Origin of the sequence: Mycobacterium sp. PSTR-4-N (assembly GCF_022348085.1) — a bacterium.
GTDB lineage: Bacteria > Actinomycetota > Actinomycetes > Mycobacteriales > Mycobacteriaceae > Mycobacterium.
In genome coordinates this window covers 167377-190312 of sequence record NZ_JAKRFN010000003.1, presented here as the reverse complement: position 1 = coordinate 190312, position 22936 = coordinate 167377, and the positions used below count along the sequence as shown (strand labels likewise).

The window sequence follows — 22936 nt, the reverse complement described above, 5'->3', positions numbered from 1 at the left end:
CGCAGGTGCGCGCGGCGCACTGCACATCGACACCCTCATTCGACGGCAGGAGCGCACGATGGCCGACATCGACCCCGATTTCAGTGCCCTACGCGCGCTGTTCATCAACTGCACGCTCAAGCGGTCCCCGGAGGTGAGCAACACCGACGGCCTGATCCGGATCAGCACCGCCATCATGGCCGGCCACGGCGTCGCGGTCGACGTCGTGCGGGCCGTGGATCATGACATCGCGACCGGCGTCTGGCCCGACATGCGGGAGCACGGCTGGGCCACGGACGACTGGCCGGCGATCTTCGAGAAGGTGCTCGCCGCCGACATCTTGGTGCTGGCAGGTCCGATCTGGTTGGGCGACAACAGCTCCGTGATGAAAAGGGTGCACGAGCGGCTCTACGGCGGCTCGCATCTGCTCAACGATGCCGGTCAGTACCTCTTCTACGGCCGTGTCGGCGGATGCCTGATCACCGGTAACGAGGACGGCGTCAAACACTGCGCCCAGAACGTTCTCTACACGCTGCAACACATCGGTTACACCATTCCTCCGCAGGCCGATGCCGGCTGGATAGGCGAAGCGGGTCCGGGACCGTCGTATCTCGATCCCGGTTCCGGTGGGCCCGAGAACGACTTCACGAACCGCAACACGACGTTCATGACGTGGAACCTGATGCACCTCGCCCGATTGCTGAAGTCGGCCGGCGGGGTGCCCGCCCACGGCAACATCCGTTCGGGGTGGGATGCCGGTTGCCGGTACGACTTCGTCAATCCCGAGTACCGCTGAGGACATGACGGCGGCGCCGGCCGTGCTCTGAGCAGGGTGCGTCGCTGGCCGGGGCCTGACGGCAGCCATGGTCAGGCGCGGTTACCGGTGTTCTTGCCGCCGTCGATGCGGTTACGGCGGGTTCCGCAGCGGCGACGCGCCGACCACGGCAATCCGTCGAGCGGTTGAGGGTCAGCGAATCGTCTCCGGTGCGCTGCAAATGCATTTGAGCGAATGCCCGGTGCGTGTCGAATATGACGATCCGAGGCCGGGGAAGAAATTGTCGAGAAAGCGCCGAACATCCGCTCCCAGTGTGTATAACGTTTGCTGAGCATCCGGACTTCGGTGATCACGACGCTCTGAACTGCAGATATCACGTAACTGTCGTTCGGCACCGATTACTGATCTACGGTGTTCAGTTTGCTTCGCCTTTCGTTAAATGTCTCGGCAAGAGAAATGGATTCGGTGATGCAATCCACCCAGCGTTCAGGTACGTCAGCCCTCAGCGGCAAACACATTCTGGCCGGCGGCATCGTCGCGGCCGGTCTGCTGGCGGCGGGGGTGGCGGGGGCGGGCACCGCCATCGCAGCCCCCGACGATGCGGGCTCGGCGACTCCGCACTCGGTCTCGGCGCCCGACGCGACGTCAGCGGGTGTGGTGAGCAGACCGTCGCGCCTGTCCCCGCGGAGGCAGGTCAGGGAATCCGAGGAACGCAGCACCGATACGCACCAGCGCCGTGTCATCCGCCCGCGCGCCGACACCGACGAGACGGCGGCGGAGGACAGCCGCCCGCACCGGCGCGACCGCGGCCGCCGCGCCGAGCGTGCGGCGACGCTCGAGACGGCGCGCCCGGCGCGCACCGTGACGTCGCCGGCTCGAGAACCGGCCCCGGAAACGAGCAGGGTCAGCGTCGCCCCGGCCGCGCTCACGTCGGCCCGCACCTCGGCGGTGGCCCCGAGCAGCGCCACCCCCGACGCCACGCTGCTGGCCGCGGCGACCAGCACCCGGGTCACCATCGGCTCGATGATCGTCGACTCGCTCTATTCGATGGGCATTCGCAGTCGGCGGATGGGCACGGACTGGCTCGACATCCCGGTGTCGGCGGCCAAGGCCCAGCGCTGGCTGGTGCGCCGCCAGGACATCTACCGCGATGTGCTCAACAGCCAGCCCCCTGCGCAGCCCGGCTCCTCCGATCCGAAACTGTTGTGGGAGACGAACTTCAGCAGCCGGGAGGAGGCGCTCAAATACTGGGGCTCGCAGACCGGGCGGTGGGGGCAGTCGGCCGGGGAGAACCAGTACTACACCGACGGCGACAACATCACCGTCGACGGCGACGGGAACCTCGTCATCCAGGTGCGTCGGGAGAAGGCGCCGGACGGCCTCGGCGCCCCCTACAACTACACCTCGGCGCGCGTGGTCACCTACGGCAAGCAGTCGATCGGCGTCGGCACCCGGGTCGAGGCACGCATCCAGGTGCCGCCCGATCAGGGTCTGCTGCCGGCGTTCTGGACGGTCGGTCTGGAACCCGGCCACGAGTTCGACTGGCCACGCCAGGGCGAGATCGACATCATGGAGATCCCCGGATTCGGCACCCCGGCCTCGCGGCGTACCTGGACCGGCAACATCCACGGCCCGGCCAAGGGCAACAAGAACGTCGACGTCAAGATGGACGACATCGATGCCGACCTCGGGCTCGACCTGTCTGCCGGCTTCCACACCTACGGGATGGACTGGTACGCCGACCGCATCGTCTGGCGGGTCGACGGCGTGCAGGTGGGGCAGGTGACCAAGGCGGACTACGAGGCGCGCGGAGGCGACTGGACCCCGTTCTCCGGCGAGTGGGAGCACTACCTGATCCTCAACGTCGCCGTCGGCAACCCGTGGACGGGGGATCCGAGCGCATCGGTGCCGATGAACGCCGAGATGAAGGTCGATTGGGTCCGGGCGTATCAGCTCTGACGCGGGGAACACAGGCCCGCGGCTCGACGTTGACGTCAACATGGCTACGAAAGACATCACCGCCGAAGAGTTCAACGCCACCATCACCGAGAACGAGATCGTTCTCGTCGATTTCTGGGCGTCTTGGTGCGGGCCGTGTCGTGCCTTCGCCCCGACGTTCAAGGCGTCGTCGGAGAAGCATCCCGACGTCGTCTACGCCAAGGTCGACACGGAGGCCGAGCAGCAGCTCGCGGCGGCTGCCGACATTCGCTCGATCCCCACGCTGATGGCGTTCAAGAAGGGCAAGCTGGTGTTCAACCAGGCGGGTGCGCTGCCGGCCGCCGCGCTCGAAGACCTGGTCCAGAAGGTCAAGGAGTTCGACATCGACGCGGCGATGGCCGCCCAGGACGACAACCAGGGCTGACCTGGCCCGAGCGCGCCGGATAGCCTGCTGGCGTGCCCCCGTTCGTTCTCGTCGACACCCCCCGCCCGCACGTCGCGCTGGTCACCCTGAACCGGCCTGAGCGGATGAACTCGATGGCGTTCGACGTCATGGTGCCGTTGAAGGCGGTGCTCGAGGACCTGACTCACGACAACGACGTCCGCGTCGTGGTGCTGACAGGAGCAGGCCGGGGGTTCTCCTCCGGTGCCGATCACAAGTCGGCCGGTTCGGTGCCGCACGTCGACGGGCTCACCCGGCCCAGCTTCGGCCTCCGGTCGATGGAGCTGCTCGACGACGTCATCCTGGGCATGCGCAAGCTGCACCAACCCGTGATCGCCGCGGTCAACGGCGCAGCGATCGGCGGCGGCCTGTGCCTGGCGCTGGCCGCCGACATCCGCGTGGCCTCGACCGAGGCCTACTTCCGCGCAGCGGGCATCAACAACGGCCTGACCGCCAGCGAGCTGGGCCTGAGCTACCTCCTCCCGCGGGCCATCGGCTCGTCGCGCGCGTTCGAGATCATGCTGACCGGCCGCGACGTCACCGCCGAGGAGGCGGAGCGAATCGGTCTGGTGTCCCGGCAGGTCGCCCCTGCCGACCTGCTCGACACCTGCTTCGACCTGGCCGAGCGGATCGCCGCGTTCTCCCGGCCCGGCACCGAACTCACCAAACGCACCCTGTGGAGCGGACTCGACGCCGGATCGCTCGAAGCGCACATGCAGGCCGAAGGCCTCGGCCAGCTCTACATCCGGCTGCTGACCAACAACTTCGAGGAAGCCGTCGCGGCGCGCAAGCAGAACCGCGCGGCCGTCTTCACCGACGACAAGTAACGATTGGCGGCAGGACCGCCGCTGCCATTAGCCTGGTGAGGCAATCGCAGCAGCGGTCTCACGCTGCCCATTCACATTCAGGAGCCTCAGCGTGATCACCGCAACGGACCTCGAGGTCCGCGCCGGAGCGCGCACGCTGCTCGCCATCGAGGGATCGGCTCTGCGTGTCCAGCCGGGCGACCGGATCGGTCTGGTCGGCCGCAACGGGGCGGGCAAGACCACCACGATGCGCATCCTGGCCGGTGAAGGGGAGCCCTACGCCGGGACGATCACCCGCACCGGTGAGATCGGATACCTGCCCCAGGACCCCAAAGAGGGTGACCTCGATCAGCTCGCCCGCGACCGGGTGCTCTCGGCACGCGGCCTGGACACGCTGCTGTCCGACTTGGAGAAGCAGCAGGCGCTGATGGCCGAGGTGGCCGACGACAAGGCCCGCGACAAGGCGGTGCGCCGCTACGGCGAACTCGAGGAACGCTTCGCCGCGCTCGGCGGCTACGCCGCCGAAAGCGAAGCGGGCCGCATCTGTGCGAGCCTCGGCCTTCCCGACCGTGTGCTGACACAACCGCTGCGCACGCTCTCCGGTGGGCAGCGACGCCGCGTCGAACTCGCGCGGATCCTGTTCGCCGCCTCTGACACCGGTTCCGGCTCGGCGACGACGCTCCTGCTCGACGAACCCACCAACCACCTCGACGCCGACTCGATCACCTGGCTGCGGTCATTCCTGCAGAACCACGCCGGCGGGCTCGTGGTGATCAGCCACGACGTCGGCCTGCTCGCCGATGTGGTGAACCGTGTGTGGTTCCTCGACGCGGTGCGCGGCGAGGCCGACGTCTACAACATGGGCTGGCAGAAATACCTCGACGCCCGCGCGACCGACGAGCAGCGCAGGCGGCGGGAACGCGCGAACGCCGAGAAGAAGGCGAGTGCGCTGCGCGCCCAGGCCGCCAAGATGGGTGCCAAGGCCACCAAGGCCGTCGCCGCCCAGAACATGCTCAAACGTGCCGACCGGATGTTGGCCGCCCTCGACGAGGAGCGGGTGGCCGACAAGGTGGCGCGCATCAAGTTCCCGACGCCGGCGCCGTGCGGCAAAACGCCGTTGATCGCCAAGGGGCTCACCAAGACCTACGGCTCGCTGGAGATCTTCACCGGTCTGGACCTGGCCATCGACCGCGGGTCGCGCGTCGTCGTGCTGGGGCTCAACGGCGCAGGTAAGACCACGCTGCTGCGGCTGCTGGCGGGCGTGGAGAAGCCCGACGCGGGCGTGTTCGAACCGGGCCACGGGCTCAAGATCGGCTACTTCGCCCAGGAGCACGACACGCTCGACAACATGGCGTCGGTGTGGGAGAACATCCGCCACGCCGCCCCGGACACCGGTGAGCAGGATCTGCGCGGCCTGCTCGGAGCGTTCATGTTCACCGGTCCGCAGCTCGAACAGCCGGCCGGCACGTTGTCCGGGGGTGAGAAGACCCGGCTGGCCCTGGCCGGCCTGGTCGCCTCCACCGCCAACGTGCTGCTTCTCGACGAGCCGACCAACAACCTGGACCCGGCCTCGCGCGAGCAGGTGCTCGACGCGCTGCGCAGCTACGAGGGTTCCGTGGTGCTGGTGACCCACGATCCCGGGGCCGCGGAGGCGCTGGATCCGCAGCGGGTGCTGCTCCTGCCCGACGGGACCGAGGACTTCTGGTCCGACGACTACCGGGAGCTCATCGAACTCGCCTGATCGTCAGATTCAAGCCCCCCGGGCCCGGGTATGCGTGTGCCGCAGATCACTGGAGGGGCATCGATGAAGAAGAACGTGAAGGACATTCAGGAGAACAGGGAGCAGCTCATCAGCGAGCTGCGCACCGCCTACGAAGGGGGAGCCAGCATCCGGACCCTCGTGGCCTCGACCGGTCGCTCCTACGGTTCGGTGCACAGCATGCTGCGTGAGGCCGGTGCCACCATGCGCAGCAGGGGCGGGCCCAACCACCGCGGCCGACGCTAGGACTGGCCGGCCTGCTGGCGCACCGATTCCTCGACCATGTCCAGGACGGCGCCCAGCCGGTGCGGATCGTCACCGGAGGCCAAGCGCGCCACCAGTCCGTCGAGTACCAACTCCAGATAGGTGCGTAGCACCTCACCCGGCACGTCGTCGCGCAGGCGGCCCGCCTGCTTCTGTCTGCGCAGCCGCTCGGTGGTCGCCGCGGACAGCTCGGCAGACCGCTCGGCCCAGCCCCGGCTGAACGCGGGATCGTTGCGCAGCTTCCTCGCGATCTCCAACCGCGTTGCCAGCCAGTCGAACTGATCCGGCGCAGCCAGCATGTCCCGCATCACCTGGATCAAGCCCTCGCGCGCCGCCACCTCGGCCATCCGCTCCGCGTCCTCACGCGCCAGTTCGAAGAACAGCGTGTCCTTGTCGCGGAAGTGGTGGAAGATGGCGCCGCGCGAGAGCCCGATCGTCTGCTCGAGCCGCCGCACCGTCGCACGGTCGTAGCCGTACTCGGCGAAGCATCGCCGGGCGCCGTCGAGGATCTGGCGACGGCGCGCCGCCAGATGATCGTCGGTCACCCTCGGCATCGGTTACGACTTCAGTTCGACGACTTCAGCATGTTGCGCAGCACGTACTGCAGGATGCCGCCGTTGCGGTAGTAGTCGGCCTCACCGGGGGTGTCGATGCGCACCACCGCGTCGAACTCGATCGCGTCGCCACCCTCTTTGGTTGCCGTGACGTGCACCGTCTTCGGCGTCTTGCCCTCGTTGAGCTCCTCGATGCCGGTGACGTCGAAGGTCTCGGTGCCGTCGAGCTTCAACGACGCGGCCGACTCGCCCTCGGGGAACTGCAGCGGGATCACCCCCATGCCGATCAGGTTCGAGCGGTGGATGCGCTCGAACGACTCGGCGATCACCACCCGCACGCCCAGTAGGCGCGTGCCCTTGGCCGCCCAGTCGCGCGAGCTGCCGGAGCCGTACTCCTTGCCGCCGAGCACCACCAGCGGGATGTCCTGTGCGGCGTAGTTCTGTGCCGCGTCGTAGATGAACGCCTGCTCGCCGCCGTTGGTGAAGTCCCGGGTGTAGCCGCCGGACACGTCGTCGAGCAGCTGGTTGCGCAGCCGGATGTTGGCGAAGGTCCCGCGGATCATCACCTCGTGGTTGCCGCGGCGCGACCCGTAGGAGTTGTAGTCCTTCTTCTCCACCCCGTGGGAATCGAGGTACTGCGCGGCCGGGGTGCCCGGCTTGATGCTGCCGGCCGGTGAGATGTGGTCGGTCGTGACCGAATCGCCCAGCAGCGCAAGCACTCTGGCGCCGTGGATGTCACTGACCGGCTCCGGCTCGGCGGGCATGCCGTCGAAATACGGAGGCTTGCGCACGTACGTCGAGTCCTGGTCCCACTCGAAGGTGTCGCCGCTGGGCGTGGGCAGGTTGCGCCACCGCTCGTCGCCGGCGAACACATCGGCGTAGTTCTTGACGAACATCTCGGTGTTGATCGCCTCGGCGATGGTGTTGTCGATGTCCTTCTGCGTGGGCCAGATGTCTTTCAGGAACACATCGTTGCCGTCGTTGTCCTTGCCGAGGGGCTCGGTGTTGAAGTCGAAGTCCATCGTTCCCGCGAGCGCGTAGGCGATGACCAGCGGCGGGGACGCGAGGTAGTTCATCTTCACGTCGGGGTTGATCCGGCCTTCGAAGTTGCGGTTGCCCGAGAGCACCGCGGTCACCGACAGGTCGTTGTCGTTGATCGCCTTGCTGATCTCCTCGGGCAGCGGCCCGCTGTTGCCGATGCAGGTGGTGCAGCCGTAGCCGACCAGGAAGAAGCCCAGCTTCTCCAGGTAGGGCCACAGTCCGGCCTTGTCGTAGTAGTCGGTGACCACCTGCGAGCCCGGGGCCATCGTCGTCTTGACCCACGGCTTGGTCACCAGGCCCTTGTCGACGGCGTTCTTGGCCAACAGGGCGGCGCCGAGCATGACCTCCGGGTTGGAGGTGTTGGTGCACGACGTGATCGCGGCGATGACGACGGCGCCGTGGTCGATGACGCAGTCGCCGCGCTCCTCGGAGCGCACGGTGACCGGGTTGGTCGGCCGGCCCTCAGCACCGTTGGCGGCCGACGGCGTCGCGTCGACCGCGTCTTCCTCGACGAACGACAGCGACACGGGGTCGCTGCCGGGGAACGTCTCCTCGACGGCCTCGTCGACGTTCGAGTGCGCCGGCGAGTCCCCGTTTTCCACGTAGTTGTGGATGTCCTTGCGGAACGCCGACTTCGCGTCGTCGAGCGCGATGCGGTCCTGCGGACGCTTCGGGCCGGCGATCGAGGGCACCACGTCGGCCAGGTCGAGCTCGAGGTACTCGGAGAACTTCGGCTCGCGGCTCGGGTCGTGCCACATGCCCTGGGCCTTGGCGTAGGCCTCCACCAGGGCGAGCTGCTTATCGCTGCGGCCGGTCATCCGCAGGTAGTCGATCGTGACGTCGTCGATCGGGAAAATGGCTGCAGTGGAACCGAATTCGGGGCTCATGTTGCCCAGCGTGGCGCGGTTGGCCAGCGGCACCTCGGCGACACCGTCGCCGTAGAACTCGACGAACTTGCCGACCACGCCGTGCTTGCGCAGCATCTCGGTGACGGTGAGCACGACATCGGTGGCGGTCACACCGGCGCGGCGCTCGCCGGTCAGCTTGAAGCCGACGACGCGGGGGATGAGCATCGACACGGGCTGGCCGAGCATCGCGGCTTCGGCCTCGATGCCGCCGACGCCCCAACCGAGCACGCCCAGGCCGTTCTCCATCGTCGTGTGGCTGTCGGTGCCCACACAGGTGTCGGGGTAGGCGAGCCCGTCGCGGTCCATCACGACGCTGGCCAGGTATTCGATGTTGACCTGGTGCACGATGCCGGTGCCCGGCGGGACGACCTTGAAGTCGTCGAACGCGCCCTGGCCCCACCGCAGGAACTGATAGCGCTCGCCGTTGCGCTCGTATTCGATCTCGACGTTGCGCTCGAAGGCGTTGGCGGTGCCGAAGAGGTCGGCGATCACCGAGTGGTCGATCACCAGATCGGCGGGGGCGAGCGGGTTCACCTTCTGCCGGTCGCCGCCGAGGTCGCCGACGGCCTCGCGCATGGTGGCGAGGTCGACGATGCAGGGCACTCCGGTGAAGTCCTGCATGATCACCCGGGCCGGGGTGAACTGGATCTCGATGCTGGGATCGGCGGACGGATCCCAGTTCGCGATCGCCTCGATGTGGTCTTTGGTGATGTTGGCGCCGTCTTCGGTGCGCAGCAGGTTCTCGGCGAGCACCTTGAGGCTGTAGGGAAGTTTCTCGGTGCCCGGCACCGCGTCCAGACGGTAGATCTCGTAGCTGCTGTCCCCGACCTCGAGCGTGTCCTTGGCTCCGAACGAGTTCACGGATGAATTCTTGCTGCTCACATCAACTCCCGGCTTGAATCATCGCCGCGACGGGCTGTGTCGACGGCGTTTGTCACCCTAACAGTACGCTTGTCCTGTATGTAATCCCAGGGTGCTGCCCAGTCTTGTCGTCCGCGGCCCGGCACGCCACCCACTGCTGCGTACCGGCGTTCGGTTACGGTGCTCGTGTGACCGGACCGCACGTGATTCCGTTCCTGCCGGCCTACATCCCGCCGTCGATCGACATGGACCGTGTGCAGGCCGACGTCAAAGACGACGGCATCAGCGTGCCGCCCGCCGATCAGGCCGAGGTGCCGGCGCTGCGCGAGATCGTCGCACAGGCCCAGCAGCAGGGGATCGACCTCAAGGTCGTGGTCATCGCCGAGAACCCGCCGATCGACACACCGCTGCGCGACATCGCCACCGAGGTCGGCGCCGCCAACCCGGGTTCGACGGTGCTGGCGCTCAGTCCGTCGTTCGCCGGCACGTTCAGCACTCGCTTCGATCGGACCACGCTGGAGGCGGGCCAGGACATCGCCCGCACCGGGGATCCGGTCCAGTCGACGAAGAATTTCGTGGGGGAGTTGACGACCCCGCACTTTCCCTGGACCGCATTCACGATTGTGCTCGTTTTCGCGGTGCTGATCGCCGCCATCGGGACGCGTGTGCTGCAGAAATGCAGCAAACGGTCGACCGTCCCCAACGCAGCGTCCACCAGCGACGATTAAGTAATTGCCGCGCACTGCGCGAATGCAAACATCACCGTTTGATAACGGCAATTGCAATTACATTGTTGTAATTCGTGACTAAAGTTTCTTTAGCGTCAGATGTGACGTACGGTGCAATCGGTGCCTGTAGTTGCAGTTGTGCTTGATGTGACTTCTGCGCGGAGCCTGAGGAGACCTGAGTCGAATGAGACGCCCCCTTGGCGGCGCGCCCGCCACCCGGTTGTGCGCCGTATCGCTCGCGTTCGGCATGGTGCTCACGACACCACAGCTGGCCTACGCGCAGCCCGGCGACAACCTCGCTGAACTGGTGACCGAGGTCGCCAACGTCAACCAGAAGCTGCAGGACCTCGGGGCGGCCATCCAGAGCCAGCAGGAGAGCGTCAACAAGGCGATCCTGGACGTGCAGACCGCCCGCGACACCGCCTCCGCCGCGCAACGCGACGTCGACGCCAGTGCGCGCAGCGTCAAGGACGCCGATGCGGCGATCTCCGCCGCCCAGAACCGGTTCGACCAGTTCGCGGCCGCGATGTACGTGCACGGCCCGTCGAGTTCGTACCTGACGGCCAAGGACCCGATCGACATCCTCGGTACCGCGGCCACCGGCCAGGCGCTGTCGCTGTCCACGCAGAAGGTGATGTCCGATCTGGCGCGCGCCCGCACCGAGCAGGTGAACCGGGAGTCCGCCGCCCGGCTGGCCAAGCAGCAGGCCGACGATGCGGTCAAGGCCGCCGAGACCAGCCAGCAGACCGCCGTCGAGGCGCTGACCAACGCCCAGCAGACGTTCAAGGCCCAGCAGGCCGATCTGGACCGGCTCACCGCCGAGCGGGCCGAGGCTCAGACGAAACTGCAAGCCGCACAGGCGCTCTCGGCCCCGACCGGGCGTTCCGGTGGGTCAGCCGCGCCGGCCGGTCCGGGCGCCAAACCGGCCCCCGCGGGCGTCAACCCCGACTGGGATGCGGATCCGTCCACCGGCAACCGCAACACCGCCTGGGACATGACGCTGCCCCAGATCCCGAGCGCCTTCGTCAGCGGCGACCCGGTCCAGATCATCAACGCCGTCCTCAAGATCATCACCACCTCGCTGCAGGTGACCCAGGACCTGGGTCGGAAGTTCCTGCAGAGCATCGGCCTGCTGCCCACACCGACGGGGATCACCAACGGCGCCATCCCGACGCTGTACGGCCGGCAGGCCACCGAGTACGTGATCAAACGCGGCATGTCACAGATGGGTGTGCCCTACTCGTGGGGCGGCGGAAACGCCTCGGGGCCCAGTCGGGGCATCGACTCCGGCGCCGGCACCGTCGGCTTCGACTGCTCGGGCCTGATGCTGTACATGTTCGCCGGCGTCGGGATCAAGCTCGACCATTACTCGGGCTCGCAGTACAACGCCGGTCGCAAGGTGCCCTCGTCGCAGATGCGCCGCGGAGACATGATCTTCTACGGTCCCAACGCCAGCCAGCACGTCGCGATGTACCTCGGTGACGGGCAGATGCTCGAGGCGCCCTACACCGGTTCGGTGGTCAAGATCTCGCCGGTGCGGACCAGCGGTATGACGCCGTACGTCACCCGAATGATCGAGTGGTGATCGCCCTGCGCCGCCTCCTCCTGTCCCTGACGGTCGTGGTCGGGGTCCTGCTCGGTGCCGCCACTCCCGCCGCGGCCCAACCCGAGGCCGGTCAGTGGGACCCGACGCTGCCCAAGCTCATCAGCGCGGGCGCCCCCGGCGATCCGTTGGCGATCGCGAACGCCTCGTTGGCCGCGACCGCGCAGGCCACCCAGGTCACGATGAACCTCGGGCACAAGTTCCTGCAGAGCCTCGGCCTCGCGCCGGCCGACCCGACCAGCGTCGCGCCGGGCGTCGTGCGCGGGCCCGCGGCCATCGAGTACGCGATCCGTCGCGGCGGCAGTCAGATGGGGGTGCCCTACTCCTGGGGCGGCGGCAAGCCGACCGGACCCACACGCGGCATCGAGTCCGGCGCCAACACCGTCGGGTTCGACTGTTCGGGACTCACCCAGTTCTCGTACGCCGGCGTCGGGGTGCTGATCCCGAAGTACTCCGGCGATCAGTACAACACCGGGCGCAAGGTGCCCATCGCCCAGGCCAAGCGCGGCGACCTCCTGTTCTGGGGCCCCGGTGGCAGCCAGCACGTCGCGATGTATCTCGGCGGAGGCCGGATGCTGGAGGCATCCGGCAGCGCCGGCAAGGTCACCGTCAGCCCGGTGCGTACCTCGGGTCTGCAGCCGTACGCGGCGCGCATCATCGAATCCTGAGTAGCGGCTGAGTTAATTCGGGCGGCGTCGACGGATTCTGACCCGCCTGGAATAGTTGACGGCGGGTGTCGTGACGGCGCCCGTGTCAGTCGAGGTGTGCGCCGCACAGACCATCAGGTACTGCGCATGTGGAAGGAATGTTGATGACCTCACCGAGTGGTCCGCCGCAGGGCTCTGGAGGATTCCCCGGACAGGCTCCCGGCCCCGGCTATCCCACGGGTGCGCATGCCGCGCCCGCCCCGTCGGCCGCCGCGCAGTCCAACGGTGGCCTGCAGAGCGAGGTGCACACCCTGGAGCGGGCGATCTTCGAGGTCAAGCGCATCATCGTCGGCCAGGATCAGCTGGTCGAGCGCATGCTCGTCGGGTTGCTGGCCAAGGGTCACGTGCTGCTCGAAGGTGTGCCCGGCGTGGCGAAGACCCTGGCGGTCGAGACGTTCGCGAAGGTCGTCGGCGGCACGTTCGCACGTATCCAGTTCACGCCCGACCTGGTGCCCACCGACATCGTCGGTACCCGCATCTACCGCGCGGGCAAGGAAGAGTTCGACATCGAGCTCGGTCCGGTCGTGGTCAACTTCCTGCTCGCCGACGAGATCAACCGCGCACCGGCCAAGGTGCAGTCCGCGCTCCTCGAGATCATGGCCGAGCGCAAGATCTCCATCGGCGGCAAGACCTTCCCCCTGCCCAGTCCCTTCCTGGTGATGGCGACGCAGAACCCGATCGAGCAGGAAGGCGTGTACCAGCTTCCCGAAGCGCAGCGCGACCGCTTCCTGTTCAAGCTGAACGTCGACTACCCCTCCCCGGAGGAGGAGCGCGAGATCATCTACCGGATGGGCGTCAAGCCCCCGGAGCCCAAGCAGATCCTCAACACCGGTGATCTGCAGCGGCTCCAGGATGTCGCGGCCAACAACTTCGTGCACCACGCTCTGGTCGACTACGTCGTGCGCGTCGTGACCGCCACCCGCGAGCCGGACCGATTCGGGATGCCCGACGCCAAGGCGTGGATCGCCTACGGCGCCTCGCCGCGTGCCTCGCTCGGCATCATCGCCGCGTCGCGGGCACTGGCCCTGGTCCGAGGCCGCGACTACGTGATCCCGCAGGACGTCGTCGAGGTGATCCCGGACGTGCTGCGGCACCGCCTCGTGCTCACCTACGACGCGCTGGCCGACGAGATCTCCTCCGAGACAGTGATCAACCGCATCCTGCAGACCGTGGCGCTGCCGCAGGTCAATGCCATCCCGCAGCAGGGGCACTCGGTTCCGGCCGCGGCGGCCGCGGCGAACGGCCGCTGACCTGGTGGCGTCCACTCCTGGTCCCGGCCCTGGCCGAACGGTCGATCTGCCGTCTCTGCAGCGCGGAGAGATCCGCGACCCGGCGCTGACGGCCGCGCTGCGCAAGCTCGAACTGACGGTGCGCCGCAAGCTCGACGGCGTGCTGCACGGCGATCACCTGGGTCTGCTGCCCGGTCCCGGTTCCGAGCCGGGGGAGTCGCGCGTCTACCAGCCCGGCGACGACGTGCGCCGGATGGACTGGTCGGTGACGGCCAGGACCACCCAGCCGCACGTACGGCAGATGATCGCCGACCGCGAGCTGGAGACCTGGCTGGTCGTCGACGTGTCGGCCAGCCTGGACTTCGGGACCACCGGATGCGAGAAGCGTGATCTGGCGGTCGCCGCCGCGGCGGCCATCGCGTTCCTCAACAGCGGTGGCGGCAACCGGCTCGGCGCGGTCATCAGCAACGGTGACACCCTGCGCCGCGTGCCCGCGCTGTCCGGCCGGATGCACGAGCAGGAGCTGCTGCGCGCCATCGCGACGACGCCCCGAGCCCCGGTGGGGGTGCGCGGTGATCTCGCTGCGGCCATCGACGCGCTGCGCCGGCCGGAGCGGCGCCGCGGCATGGCCGTGATCATCAGCGACTTCCTGGGGCCGATCAACTGGATGCGGCCGCTGCGTGCCATCGCGGGGCGCCACGAGGTGCTCGGCGTGGAGATTCTCGACCCTCGCGATGTCGAGCTCCCGCCCGTCGGAGACGTGGTGCTGCAGGACGCCGAGACGGGCCGGACCCGGGAATTCACCATCGACGAGCAGTTGCGCGCCGACTTCGAGAGGGCCGCCGCGGCGCACCGCGCCGACGTCGCGCGCACGCTGCGTCGGTGCGACGCACCGCTGCTGAGCCTGCGGACGGACCGCGACTGGATCGCCGACGTCGTGCGGTTCGTCGCGAGCCGGCGCCGCGGCGCGCTCGCGGCGCGGTGAGCCCGAGCCGAGACGACCGAAAGCCCCGCCTCGTATGACTCTGCCCCTGCTCGGTCCGACCTCGCTGTCGGGCTTCAAGCACCCGTGGTTCTTCCTGTTCCTGATCGCGGTCGCTGCGCTCGTCGCGCTCTACGTCGTCGTGCAGCGCCGCCGGCAGCGGCGGATGCTGCGGTTCGCCAACATGGAACTGCTCGAGACCGTGGCGCCCGCCAAGCCGCGGCGGTGGCGGCACCTACCCGCGATCCTGCTGGTTCTCGCGCTGGTGTCGTTGACGACCGCGATGGCCGCGCCGACCAACGACGTGCGGATCCCCCGCAACCGGGCCGTGGTCATGCTGGTGATCGACGTGTCGCAGTCCATGCGCGCCACCGATGTGGCGCCCAGCCGCCTGATCGCCGCGCAGGAGGCGGCCAAGCAGTTCGCCGACCAGCTCACGCCGGGCATCAATCTCGGTCTGATCGCCTACGCGGGCACCGCGACTGTCCTGGTGTCGCCGTCGGTCAACCGGGAGGCGGCCAAGAGCGCGATCGACCGGCTGCAGCTCGCCGATCGCACCGCGACCGGTGAGGGCATCTTCACCGCGCTGCAGGCCATTGCGACCGTCGGCGCGGTCCTCGGCGGTGGGGACGGCCCGCCGCCGGCGCGGATCGTGCTGATGTCGGACGGCAAGGAGACCGTGCCGTCGAACCCGGATGCGCCCAAAGGCGCCTACACGGCTGCGCGCACCGCCAAGGACCAGGGTGTCCCGATCTCGACGGTGTCGTTCGGCACCCCGTACGGCTACGTCGAGATCAACGATCAGCGCCAGCCCGTTCCGGTCGACGACGAGATGCTGGCCAAGATCGGTGAGCTCTCCGGGGGCGACTCCTACACCGCATCCACACTGGAGCAGCTCAAGGGCGTGTTCACCAACCTCCAGGAACAGATCGGCTACGAGACCGTCAAGGGCGACGCGAGCGTCGGCTGGCTCCGGATCGGGGCGCTGATCCTGGCCGTCGCCGCGCTGGCGGCGCTGCTGCTGAATCGGAGGCTGCCGGGATGACCCTTCCCCTCCTGGGCCCCTTGTCGCTGACGGGTTTCCAGCACCTGTGGTGGTTGGTGTTCTTCCTGATCGTCGCCGCCGCCCTCGTCGGGCTGTACGTGCTGATGCAGATGTCGGCGCGCAAGCGGCTGGAGCGGTTCGCCAACACCGATCTGCTCGACAGCGTGTCCCCGCGGCGCCTGGGCCGCCGCCGACACGTGGCGCCCGCGCTGATGGCGGTCGCGCTGCTGGTGTTCGCGATCGCGCTGGCGGGCCCCACCCAGGACGAACGGATCCCGCGCAACCGTGCGGTGGTGATGCTGGTGATCGACGTGTCCCAATCGATGATGGCCAACGACGTCGAACCCAACCGCCTGGCCGCCGCGCAGGCGGCATCGAAGAAGTTCGTCGACGAGCTCACCCCCGGCATCAACCTCGGCGTGATCTCCTACGCGGGCACCGCGACGGTGCTGGTCTCGCCGACGACCAACCGGGACGCCAGCAAGCGGGCGATCGACAGCCTCCAGGTGGCCGACCGGACCGCTACGGGCGAGGCCATCCTCACGGCGTTGACGGCGATCAACACCGTCGGCGCGGTGATCGGTGGCGGCGACGCGCCGCCGCCGGCCCACATCGTGTTGTTCTCCGACGGCAAGGAGACGGTGCCGGCGAACCCGGACAATCCGAAGGGCGCCTTCACCGCCGCCCGTGCCTCCAAGGATCAGGGCGTGCCGATCTCCACGATCGCGTTCGGCACGCCCAGCGGTTCGGTCGAGGTCAACGGCGAGCGCGTCGACGTCCCCGTCGACGACGACATGCTCAAGAAGATCGCCTCGCTCTCCGGCGGCGACTCCTACACCGCGTCGAATCTGGACGAGCTGAACCGGGTGTACACCACCCTGCAGGAGCAGATCGGCTACGAAACCACCCGCGGCGACGCCTCGGCCGGATGGCTCCGGCTGGGCACGTTGCTGGCGGCCGCCGCCGCGGTGTGCGCGCTGCTGATCAACCGCAGGATGCCTCTCTGAGCGACGCGCGGCGCCGGAGCCGATTTCGAGGTCGAGCCGGCCAGGCACTAGGTTGACGATCATGGCGAGCACTCGAGGAGCGAACAGGTGAGCGACAACGGCCGTCCCGCATTCGTGTCCCGCTCGGTCCTCGTGACCGGCGGAAACCGGGGGATCGGTCTGGCCATCGCGCAGCGGCTTGCCGCCGACGGGCACAAGGTCGCGGTCACCCATCGCGGCTCCGGCGCACCCGAGGGCCTGTTCGCCGTCGAGTGCGACGTCACCGACAGCGCGGCCGTCGACCGGGCCTTCACCGAGGTCGAGGAGCATCAGGGGCCGGTCGAGGTCCTCGTCTCCAATGCCGGCATCTCCAAGGACGCGTTCCTGATGCGGATGACCGAGGAGCGGTTCACCGAGGTCATCGACGCGAACCTGACCGGAGCGTTCCGGGTGGTGCAGCGCGCGTCGCGCAGCATGCAGCGCAACCGATTCGGACGCATCATCTTCATCGGCTCGGTGTCGGGTATGTGGGGGATCGGCAACCAGGCCAACTATGCGGCCGCCAAAGCCGGCCTGATCGGTATGGCGCGGTCGATCTCCCGGGAGCTTTCCAAGGCCGGCGTCACGGCCAACGTCGTCGCGCCCGGCTTCATCGACACCGACATGACACGCGCGCTCGACGACCGCATCCAGAAAGGCGCGCTGGAGTTCGTGCCGGCCAAACGGATCGGCACCGCCGCCGAGGTCGCCGGCGCCGTCAGCTTCCTGGCGTCCGAGGACGCGAGCTACATCGCCGGCGCGGTGATCCCGGTCGACGGCGGCATGGGCATGGGCCACTAGAACAGAAGAGGAAGACAACCATGGCAGGACTTCTAGAGGGCAAGCGGATCCTCGTCACCGGCATCATCACCGACAGCTCGATCGCGTTCTACATCGCCAAGGTCGCCCAGGAGGCGGGCGCGGAACTGGTGCTCACCGGCTTCGACCGGATGAAGCTGATCCGCCGCATCGCCGACCGGCTGCCGAACCCGGCGCCCCTGATCGAGCTCGACGTGCAGAACTCCGAGCATCTCGACACGCTCGCCGACCGGATCACCGCCGAGATCGGTGACGGCAACAAGATCGACGGCGTGGTGCACTCCATCGGCTTCATGCCCCAGACCGGCATGGGCATCAACCCGTTCTTCGACGCGCCCTACGAAGACGTCGCCAAGGGCATCCACATCTCCGCGTACTCGTATGCGTCGCTCGCCAAGGCCGTGTTGCCGATCATGAATCCGGGCGGCGGCATCGTGGGCATGGACTTCGACCCGACTCGGGCGATGCCGGCCTACAACTGGATGACGGTCGCCAAGAGCGCGCTGGAATCGGTGAACCGCTTCGTCGCCCGCGAGGCCGGCAAGGTCGGCGTGCGCTCCAATCTGGTTGCCGCAGGCCCGATCCGGACCCTGGCGATGAGCGCGATCGTCGGCGGCGCGCTCGGCGAGGAGGCCGGCGCGCAGATGCAGCTCCTCGAGGAGGGCTGGGATCAGCGGGCGCCGCTGGGCTGGAACATGAAGGACCCGACGCCGGTCGCCAAAACGGTGTGCGCGCTGCTGTCCGACTGGTTGCCGGCGACGACGGGGACGATCATCTTCGCCGACGGCGGGGCGAGCACCCAGCTGCTGTGACGGGACACCGCCATGTTTGACGCGCTGCTCCTGCTCTCCTTCGGGGGGCCGGAAGGCCCCGACCAGGTGATGCCGTTCCTGGAGAACGTCACTCGGGGCCGCGGCATCCCGCGGGAGCGGCTGGCCAGCGTCGCCGAGCACTACCTGCATTTCGGTGGGGTGTCGCCGATCAACGGCATCAACCGGGATCTGATCACCGCGATCGAGGCCGAGCTCGCCCGGCGCGGCACGGACGTCCCGGTCTACTTCGGCAACCGCAACTGGCACCCGTTCGTCGAAGACACCGTTGCACAGATGCGCGACAACGGAATTCGTCGTGCTGCGGTGTTCTCCACCTCGGCTTGGGGTGGCTACTCCGGCTGCACCCAGTACCAGGAGGACATCGCCCGCGCCCGCGCCGCTACCGGCCCGGAAGCGCCGCAGCTGACCAAGCTGCGTCAGTACTTCGACCATCCGCTGCTAATCGAGATGTTCGCCGACGCGATCCGCGACGCCGCCGCCACGCTGCCCGGGGAACTGCGGGACGACGCGCGTCTGGTGTTCACCGCGCACTCGATTCCGCTGCGTGCGGCCAACCGATGCGGCCCGGATCTCTACGAACGCCAGGTCGGCTACGCCTCTCGATTGATCGCGGCCGCCGCCGGCTACGCCGATTTCGACCAGGTGTGGCAGTCGCGCTCGGGCCCGCCGCAGGTGCCGTGGCTGGAACCCGATGTCGGCGACCACCTCGACAGCCTGGCGCAGGCCGGCACGAAGGCCGTGATCGTCTGCCCGGTCGGCTTCGTCGCCGATCACATCGAGGTCGTGTGGGACCTCGACAGCGAACTGGCGGAGCAGGCCGACGCGGCCGGGATCGCGCTGGCGCGGGCCACGACACCCAACAGCAGTCCGCGATTCGCGCGCCTGGCGGTCGATCTGATGGACGAGGTGGTTCGCGGCCTGCCCACCGCGCGTGTCGAGGGGCCCGACCCGGTGCCGGGGTACGGGTGCAGCGTCAACGGCGCACTGTGCACGCCGAACTGCAGTAGTTCCTAGGGTCGCCAGGCCGACTGCAGGATCGCGTCGACGGCGGCCAGTCGCGCCGAGCGGACCACCGCGGTCAGCGGACGCAGGGCATCGGTGGCCAACTGGACCTCCGATGAACTCTGCCCGATGGGAAGCAACCCGGAGCTCACGGTGATGATCGCATCGACGTGTGCCGCATTCTCCAGCACCCGGACCGCCCGCTCGGGTGCGTGGTCTGGAATGCGGTGCGCGCGTGTGGATTCGAGCACCTGCTCGACGAGGCGACGCGGATCGGCGACGTCGGCGCCCGTCGCTCCGGCGCGGAGCGACACCAGGGCGTCGGCGGCCGACCGGACGGCGTCACGCAGGGTGTACTCGGCCTCGCCGAGGTCGGTGTGCGAGCTCATCGGCGCACGATCGAGCGAGTAGACGGTCCAGGACAGGCCGCACAACTCGGGCTCGAACTCGTCCTCGTCGACCGAGTCGGTGTACTCGTCGAGGTACTCGAAGTCGGGCACCACACCGATCGCAGCGCGGACGTCACCGACGATGATCGCCTCGCCGACGGCGATGGCGTCGCGGCCGAACTGGGTGCCCGGCGGCAAGCCCCGGACGTCCCCGGGCACCGGCAGGGCCAGCGCTATCGCGGGCTGAGCGCTCGCGGGCCGGGCCACCGTCCGCATCGTCTGCAGCAGCGACATGACGCCCGCATTGTCCAGATCCGGCCACGGCAGCCCGGTCCGATTGGCGGCCACGGAATCGTAGGCGGTGACCGAATGGGATTGCGTCCATTGGGATAACGCGTCCAACACGTCGTCGGGCGCGGCGACACCGGCCAGCCAGGAGTTGGCCCACACGGACAGCGAAACACTGGGACACCACATGATGGCTGCAGTGTAGTTGTTAGCAGCTCCTGTAGCCGGTTGCGCGTTAGTCTTTTGGTATGCCCGTACCGCTGATCTGGCTGATCGCAGCACTGGCGTTGGCCGGCGCCGAAGCGCTGACGGGTGATCTGTTCCTGTTGATGCTCAGCGGCGGCGCGCTGGCCGCCGCGGGGTCGAGCTGGCTGCTGGACTGGCCGGTGTGGGCCGACGGGCTGGTCTTCCTCGTGGTGTCGGTGCTGCTGCTGGTGGGGGTCCGCCCGGCGTTGCGCCGCCGCATGCACGCGGGCACGGGACTGCCGGAACCGGTCAGGGCCCTCGAGGGCAAGAGCGCGCTGGTGCTCGACCGGGTCGCTCGGGACGCCGGGCAGGTGAAGCTGGCCGGCGAGGTCTGGACGGCCCGGCCCTACAACGAGAACGATGTCTATGAACCCGGCGACCAGGTGACCGTCGTGCACATCGACGGCGCCACCGCGGTCGTGTCCAAGATCGCTTGAGAAGGAGTCACAGTGGACGGTGCGATTGCAGGTCTGGTTCTCCTCGCGGTGCTGGTGGTGTTCGCGATCATCATCGTCGCGAAGTCGGTCGCGCTGATCCCGCAGGCCGAGGCCGCGGTGATCGAGCGATTGGGCCGATACAGCAAGACGGTGTCGGGGCAGCTGACGTTGCTGCTGCCGTTCGTGGACAAGATTCGCGCCCGAGTCGATCTGCGGGAGCGCGTCGTCTCGTTCCCGCCGCAGCCGGTGATCACCGAGGACAACTTGACGGTCAACATCGACACGGTGGTGTACTTCCAGGTCACCAACCCCCAGGCCGCCGTCTATCAGATCAGCAACTACATCGTCGGCGTCGAGCAGCTGACCACGACGACACTGCGTAACGTCGTCGGCGGGATGACGCTGGAGCAGACGCTGACCTCGCGTGACTCGATCAACGGTCAGTTGCGCGGCGTTCTCGACGAGGCCACCGGCCGGTGGGGGCTGCGCGTCGCCCGCGTCGAACTGCGCAGCATCGATCCGCCGCCGTCGATCCAGGACTCGATGGAGAAGCAGATGCGCGCCGACCGGGAGAAGCGCGCCATGATCCTGACCGCCGAGGGCAATCGGGAAGCGTCGATCAAGCAGGCCGAAGGGCAGAAGCAGGCGCAGATCCTCGCCGCCGAGGGTGCCAAGCAGGCCGCGATCCTGGCCGCCGAGGCTGACCGGCAGTCCCGCATGCTGCGCGCGCAGGGTGAACGCGCCGCGCAGTACCTGCAGGCGCAGGGTCAGGCCAAGGCAATCGAGAAGACGTTCGCCGCGATCAAGGCGGGCCGGCCCACCCCCGAGCTGCTGGCCTACCAGTACCTGCAGACGCTGCCGCTGATGGCCAAGGGGGAGGCGAACAAGGTCTGGGTGGTGCCCAGCGACTTCGGGTCGGCGCTGCAAGGGTTCACGAAGCTGCTCGGCGCCCCCGGCGACGACGGCGTGTTCCGCTACCAGCCCTCGCCGGTGGAGGACGACCTGGCCAAGCCGGAGGATGACTCTGCCGAGGTGGCGGAGTGGTTCAACACCCAGACCGACCCGGAGATCGCGCAGGCGGTGGCCCAGGCGGTCGCCGAGGCGCGCACCCCGGTCGCGGGCTCGCTCGGCGCCGGGCCGCAGTATCCGCCGCTGTCGCAACAGACGCAGCCCCCGGCCACCGATTACACCCAGCAGGCGGCGCCGCGGCACGGCGCGGGCGACCAGTGACCGCGGCGGCGGTGCTGCACTCGCGGCGGGCCTATGCCGTCCTGGCGGCGCTGCAGGCCGGCGACGCCGTGGCCTGCATCGGCCCGATCGCGCCCGTGCGTGCGGCCCTCGACGCCGTGGGCCTGCCCGAGAACGTGCGCCCGGTGCTGCCGATCGTCAAGGCCGCGTCCGCGGTGGGGCTGCTGTCGGTGTACCGGTTCCCTGCGCTGGCCAGGCTGACGACGTTCATGTTGACGGTGTACTTCACGCTGGCGGTCGGTGCCCACGTCCGGGCGAAGGACTGGAGTCCGGGGCTGGCGGCGGCGTCGTCGTTTCTCGTGTTGTTCGGGGCGATGACGGTGCAGGGTCCGCCGCCCGGCGATGGGACCGCACCTCGAAGATGAGGCCGGCCACCCCGAGTGCGGCCGTACTGAACGACACCACGAACAGCAGCGGGCTGACGTTGCCGGTCAACGCGTCGCCGAGCACGACGACCGCGGCGGTGCCTGGCAGCAGGCCTGCGATCGTGGCCAGGGTGTAGGGCAGCAGGCGCACCGCGGAGGCTCCCGCTGCGTAGTTCAGCACCGAGAACGGCACGGCCGGGATCATCCGCATGGCCATCACGGCGACCCAGCCGCGCTCGCGCAGCCGCGCGTCGAGCGCGTCGACCTTCGGGTGGCTGACCAGCGTGGCCAGCTGCCAGCCGGCGGCACGTACCAGCGCCACGGCGAGTACGGCGCTGAGCGTGCTCGCCACGACGGCCAACGGGATGCCGAGATAGGGCCCGAACAGCAGGCCTGCGGCGAGGGTGAACGCCGTGCGGGGGAACGGGAACACCGTCACCACCACGTGGGCGGCCAGAAACGCCAGCGGGAACCAGGCGCCGAGGGAAGTGGCCCAGTCGCGCAGTTGCACGGCGGTGGGTAGCGGTACCAGCAGCACGACTGCGACGAGGATCACACCGGTGCCGATCATCGCCAGCAGCCGGGTCCGAGGCATCGCCCGCAGCGTGGCGAGCACGGTCGCCGGCACGGTGCGCAGCGCGCTGACGACGGGTTTCACGGCTT

The 22936-nt window shown here is 68.5% G+C and carries 23 protein-coding genes and 1 pseudogene; 19 read left to right on the top strand and 5 right to left on the bottom strand.

The window, feature by feature from the left end; all coding sequences use genetic code 11:
* Positions 1 to 58: 58 nt before the first annotated feature.
* On the top strand, positions 59 to 775 hold the full coding sequence (locus MHN84_RS06010; protein WP_241203712.1) for a flavodoxin family protein: 717 nt from the start codon (positions 59 to 61) through the stop codon (positions 773 to 775).
* A 71-nt stretch (positions 776 to 846) separates the two neighbouring features.
* Here the strand turns inward: MHN84_RS06010 and MHN84_RS06005 are convergent, their stop codons facing one another.
* Positions 847 to 1149, bottom strand: a complete 303-nt coding sequence (locus tag MHN84_RS06005) for a hypothetical protein (protein ID WP_241203711.1) — start codon at positions 1147 to 1149, stop codon at positions 847 to 849.
* A 73-nt stretch (positions 1150 to 1222) separates the two neighbouring features.
* Here MHN84_RS06005 and MHN84_RS06000 point away from each other — a divergent pair, with 73 nt between their 5' ends.
* The 5 genes from MHN84_RS06000 (at position 1223) to MHN84_RS05980 (ending at position 5945) form a co-directional block, all read left to right on the top strand.
* On the top strand, positions 1223 to 2713 hold the full coding sequence (locus MHN84_RS06000) for a family 16 glycosylhydrolase (RefSeq protein WP_241203710.1): 1491 nt from the start codon (positions 1223 to 1225) through the stop codon (positions 2711 to 2713).
* 40 nt (positions 2714 to 2753) lie between these two features.
* Positions 2754 to 3116, top strand: a complete 363-nt coding sequence (trxA, locus tag MHN84_RS05995; RefSeq protein WP_241203709.1) for a thioredoxin — start codon at positions 2754 to 2756, stop codon at positions 3114 to 3116.
* 32 nt (positions 3117 to 3148) lie between these two features.
* Complete coding sequence (locus MHN84_RS05990; RefSeq protein ID WP_241203708.1) at positions 3149 to 3961, top strand: enoyl-CoA hydratase; 813 nt, start codon at positions 3149 to 3151, stop codon at positions 3959 to 3961.
* A gap of 91 nt (positions 3962 to 4052) precedes the next feature.
* Positions 4053 to 5681 carry an ABC-F family ATP-binding cassette domain-containing protein gene (locus MHN84_RS05985; protein WP_241203707.1) on the top strand — a complete coding sequence of 543 codons (1629 nt, stop codon included), beginning with the start codon at positions 4053 to 4055 and terminating at the stop codon, positions 5679 to 5681.
* Positions 5682 to 5744: 63 nt separating this feature from the next.
* A complete protein-coding gene (locus MHN84_RS05980; protein ID WP_255729998.1) occupies positions 5745 to 5945 on the top strand; it encodes a helix-turn-helix domain-containing protein in 201 nt (66 codons plus the stop codon).
* On the opposite strand, the gene MHN84_RS05975 is transcribed toward MHN84_RS05980, so the two are convergent.
* The gene (locus MHN84_RS05975) at positions 5942 to 6517 is read right to left on the bottom strand and encodes a TetR/AcrR family transcriptional regulator (protein WP_241203706.1); all 576 of its coding nucleotides are present in this window, start codon (positions 6515 to 6517) and stop codon (positions 5942 to 5944) included. The two genes, MHN84_RS05980 and MHN84_RS05975, sit on opposite strands and share 4 nt — an antisense overlap.
* 11 nt (positions 6518 to 6528) lie before the next feature.
* Positions 6529 to 9348: an aconitate hydratase gene (locus tag MHN84_RS05970; protein WP_241203705.1), complete on the bottom strand. Its 2820-nt coding sequence runs from the start codon at positions 9346 to 9348 to the stop codon at positions 6529 to 6531.
* Positions 9349 to 9515: 167 nt separating this feature from the next.
* Between MHN84_RS05970 and MHN84_RS05965 the strand changes: the two genes are divergently transcribed.
* The 10 genes from MHN84_RS05965 (at position 9516) to MHN84_RS05920 (ending at position 19312) form a co-directional block, all read left to right on the top strand.
* On the top strand, positions 9516 to 10055 hold the full coding sequence (locus tag MHN84_RS05965) for a DUF6676 family protein (RefSeq protein WP_241203704.1): 540 nt from the start codon (positions 9516 to 9518) through the stop codon (positions 10053 to 10055).
* A gap of 175 nt (positions 10056 to 10230) precedes the next feature.
* Positions 10231 to 11640 (top strand): NlpC/P60 family peptidoglycan endopeptidase RipA, encoded by a 1410-nt coding sequence (ripA, locus tag MHN84_RS05960; protein WP_374238328.1) that lies wholly within the window; start codon positions 10231 to 10233, stop codon positions 11638 to 11640.
* Positions 11640 to 12326, top strand: a complete 687-nt coding sequence (ripB, locus tag MHN84_RS05955) for an NlpC/P60 family peptidoglycan endopeptidase RipB (RefSeq protein ID WP_374238327.1) — start codon at positions 11640 to 11642, stop codon at positions 12324 to 12326. The genes ripA and ripB overlap by 1 nt, the downstream gene beginning before the upstream one ends.
* 143 nt (positions 12327 to 12469) lie before the next feature.
* A complete protein-coding gene (locus MHN84_RS05950; protein ID WP_241203702.1) occupies positions 12470 to 13615 on the top strand; it encodes a MoxR family ATPase in 1146 nt (381 codons plus the stop codon).
* Between the two features lie 46 nt (positions 13616 to 13661).
* Positions 13662 to 14579 carry a DUF58 domain-containing protein gene (locus MHN84_RS05945; RefSeq protein WP_241203867.1) on the top strand — a complete coding sequence of 306 codons (918 nt, stop codon included), beginning with the start codon at positions 13662 to 13664 and terminating at the stop codon, positions 14577 to 14579.
* A 34-nt stretch (positions 14580 to 14613) separates the two neighbouring features.
* A complete protein-coding gene (locus MHN84_RS05940) occupies positions 14614 to 15621 on the top strand; it encodes a VWA domain-containing protein (RefSeq protein ID WP_241203701.1) in 1008 nt (335 codons plus the stop codon).
* On the top strand, positions 15618 to 16628 hold the full coding sequence (locus MHN84_RS05935; RefSeq protein WP_241203700.1) for a VWA domain-containing protein: 1011 nt from the start codon (positions 15618 to 15620) through the stop codon (positions 16626 to 16628). The genes MHN84_RS05940 and MHN84_RS05935 overlap by 4 nt, the downstream gene beginning before the upstream one ends.
* Before the next feature lie 87 nt (positions 16629 to 16715).
* Positions 16716 to 17447: a 3-oxoacyl-ACP reductase FabG1 gene (fabG1, locus tag MHN84_RS05930; protein WP_241203699.1), complete on the top strand. Its 732-nt coding sequence runs from the start codon at positions 16716 to 16718 to the stop codon at positions 17445 to 17447.
* 20 nt (positions 17448 to 17467) lie between these two features.
* Positions 17468 to 18277 carry an NADH-dependent enoyl-ACP reductase InhA gene (gene inhA, locus MHN84_RS05925; protein WP_241203698.1) on the top strand — a complete coding sequence of 270 codons (810 nt, stop codon included), beginning with the start codon at positions 17468 to 17470 and terminating at the stop codon, positions 18275 to 18277.
* 12 nt (positions 18278 to 18289) lie between these two features.
* Positions 18290 to 19312, top strand: coding sequence for a ferrochelatase (locus MHN84_RS05920; protein WP_241203697.1), 1023 nt, complete (start codon positions 18290 to 18292; stop codon positions 19310 to 19312).
* On the opposite strand, the gene MHN84_RS05915 is transcribed toward MHN84_RS05920, so the two are convergent.
* Positions 19309 to 20166 carry a hypothetical protein gene (locus tag MHN84_RS05915; protein ID WP_241203696.1) on the bottom strand — a complete coding sequence of 286 codons (858 nt, stop codon included), beginning with the start codon at positions 20164 to 20166 and terminating at the stop codon, positions 19309 to 19311. The genes MHN84_RS05920 and MHN84_RS05915 overlap by 4 nt on opposite strands.
* A gap of 59 nt (positions 20167 to 20225) precedes the next feature.
* On the opposite strand from MHN84_RS05915, the gene MHN84_RS05910 reads away from it, so the two are divergent.
* The 3 genes and pseudogenes from MHN84_RS05910 to MHN84_RS05900 form a co-directional block, all read left to right on the top strand.
* Positions 20226 to 20660 (top strand): NfeD family protein, encoded by a 435-nt coding sequence (locus tag MHN84_RS05910; RefSeq protein ID WP_241203695.1) that lies wholly within the window; start codon positions 20226 to 20228, stop codon positions 20658 to 20660.
* Positions 20661 to 20672: 12 nt separating this feature from the next.
* Positions 20673 to 21890 (top strand): SPFH domain-containing protein, encoded by a 1218-nt coding sequence (locus MHN84_RS05905; RefSeq protein ID WP_241203694.1) that lies wholly within the window; start codon positions 20673 to 20675, stop codon positions 21888 to 21890.
* Positions 21891 to 21904: 14 nt separating this feature from the next.
* Positions 21905 to 22240, top strand: a pseudogene (locus MHN84_RS05900) (DoxX family protein); the annotation flags it as partial.
* On the opposite strand, the gene MHN84_RS05895 reads toward MHN84_RS05900, so the two are convergent.
* On the bottom strand, positions 22134 to 22868 hold the full coding sequence (locus MHN84_RS05895) for a TVP38/TMEM64 family protein (protein WP_241203866.1): 735 nt from the start codon (positions 22866 to 22868) through the stop codon (positions 22134 to 22136). The pseudogene MHN84_RS05900 and the gene MHN84_RS05895 sit on opposite strands and share 107 nt — an antisense overlap.
* Positions 22869 to 22936: the final 68 nt, after the last annotated feature.

Excerpts from the sequence above, each read along its gene's own strand:
- MHN84_RS06010 (WP_241203712.1), top strand. The coding sequence starts at position 59 with ATGGCCGACATCGACCCCGATTTCAGTGCCCTACGCGCGCTGTTCATC.
- MHN84_RS06000 (WP_241203710.1), top strand. The coding sequence starts at position 1,223 with ATGCAATCCACCCAGCGTTCAGGTACGTCAGCCCTCAGCGGCAAACAC.
- trxA (WP_241203709.1), top strand. The coding sequence starts at position 2,754 with ATGGCTACGAAAGACATCACCGCCGAAGAGTTCAACGCCACCATCACC.
- MHN84_RS05980 (WP_255729998.1), top strand. The coding sequence starts at position 5,745 with ATGAAGAAGAACGTGAAGGACATTCAGGAGAACAGGGAGCAGCTCATC.
- MHN84_RS05975 (WP_241203706.1), bottom strand. The coding sequence starts at position 6,517 with ATGCCGAGGGTGACCGACGATCATCTGGCGGCGCGCCGTCGCCAGATC.
- MHN84_RS05950 (WP_241203702.1), top strand. The coding sequence starts at position 12,470 with ATGACCTCACCGAGTGGTCCGCCGCAGGGCTCTGGAGGATTCCCCGGA.
- MHN84_RS05940 (WP_241203701.1), top strand. The coding sequence starts at position 14,614 with ATGACTCTGCCCCTGCTCGGTCCGACCTCGCTGTCGGGCTTCAAGCAC.
- MHN84_RS05935 (WP_241203700.1), top strand. The coding sequence starts at position 15,618 with ATGACCCTTCCCCTCCTGGGCCCCTTGTCGCTGACGGGTTTCCAGCAC.
- inhA (WP_241203698.1), top strand. The coding sequence starts at position 17,468 with ATGGCAGGACTTCTAGAGGGCAAGCGGATCCTCGTCACCGGCATCATC.
- MHN84_RS05920 (WP_241203697.1), top strand. The coding sequence starts at position 18,290 with ATGTTTGACGCGCTGCTCCTGCTCTCCTTCGGGGGGCCGGAAGGCCCC.
- MHN84_RS05915 (WP_241203696.1), bottom strand. The coding sequence starts at position 20,166 with ATGTGGTGTCCCAGTGTTTCGCTGTCCGTGTGGGCCAACTCCTGGCTG.
- MHN84_RS05910 (WP_241203695.1), top strand. The coding sequence starts at position 20,226 with ATGCCCGTACCGCTGATCTGGCTGATCGCAGCACTGGCGTTGGCCGGC.
- MHN84_RS05895 (WP_241203866.1), bottom strand. The coding sequence starts at position 22,868 with ATGCCTCGGACCCGGCTGCTGGCGATGATCGGCACCGGTGTGATCCTC.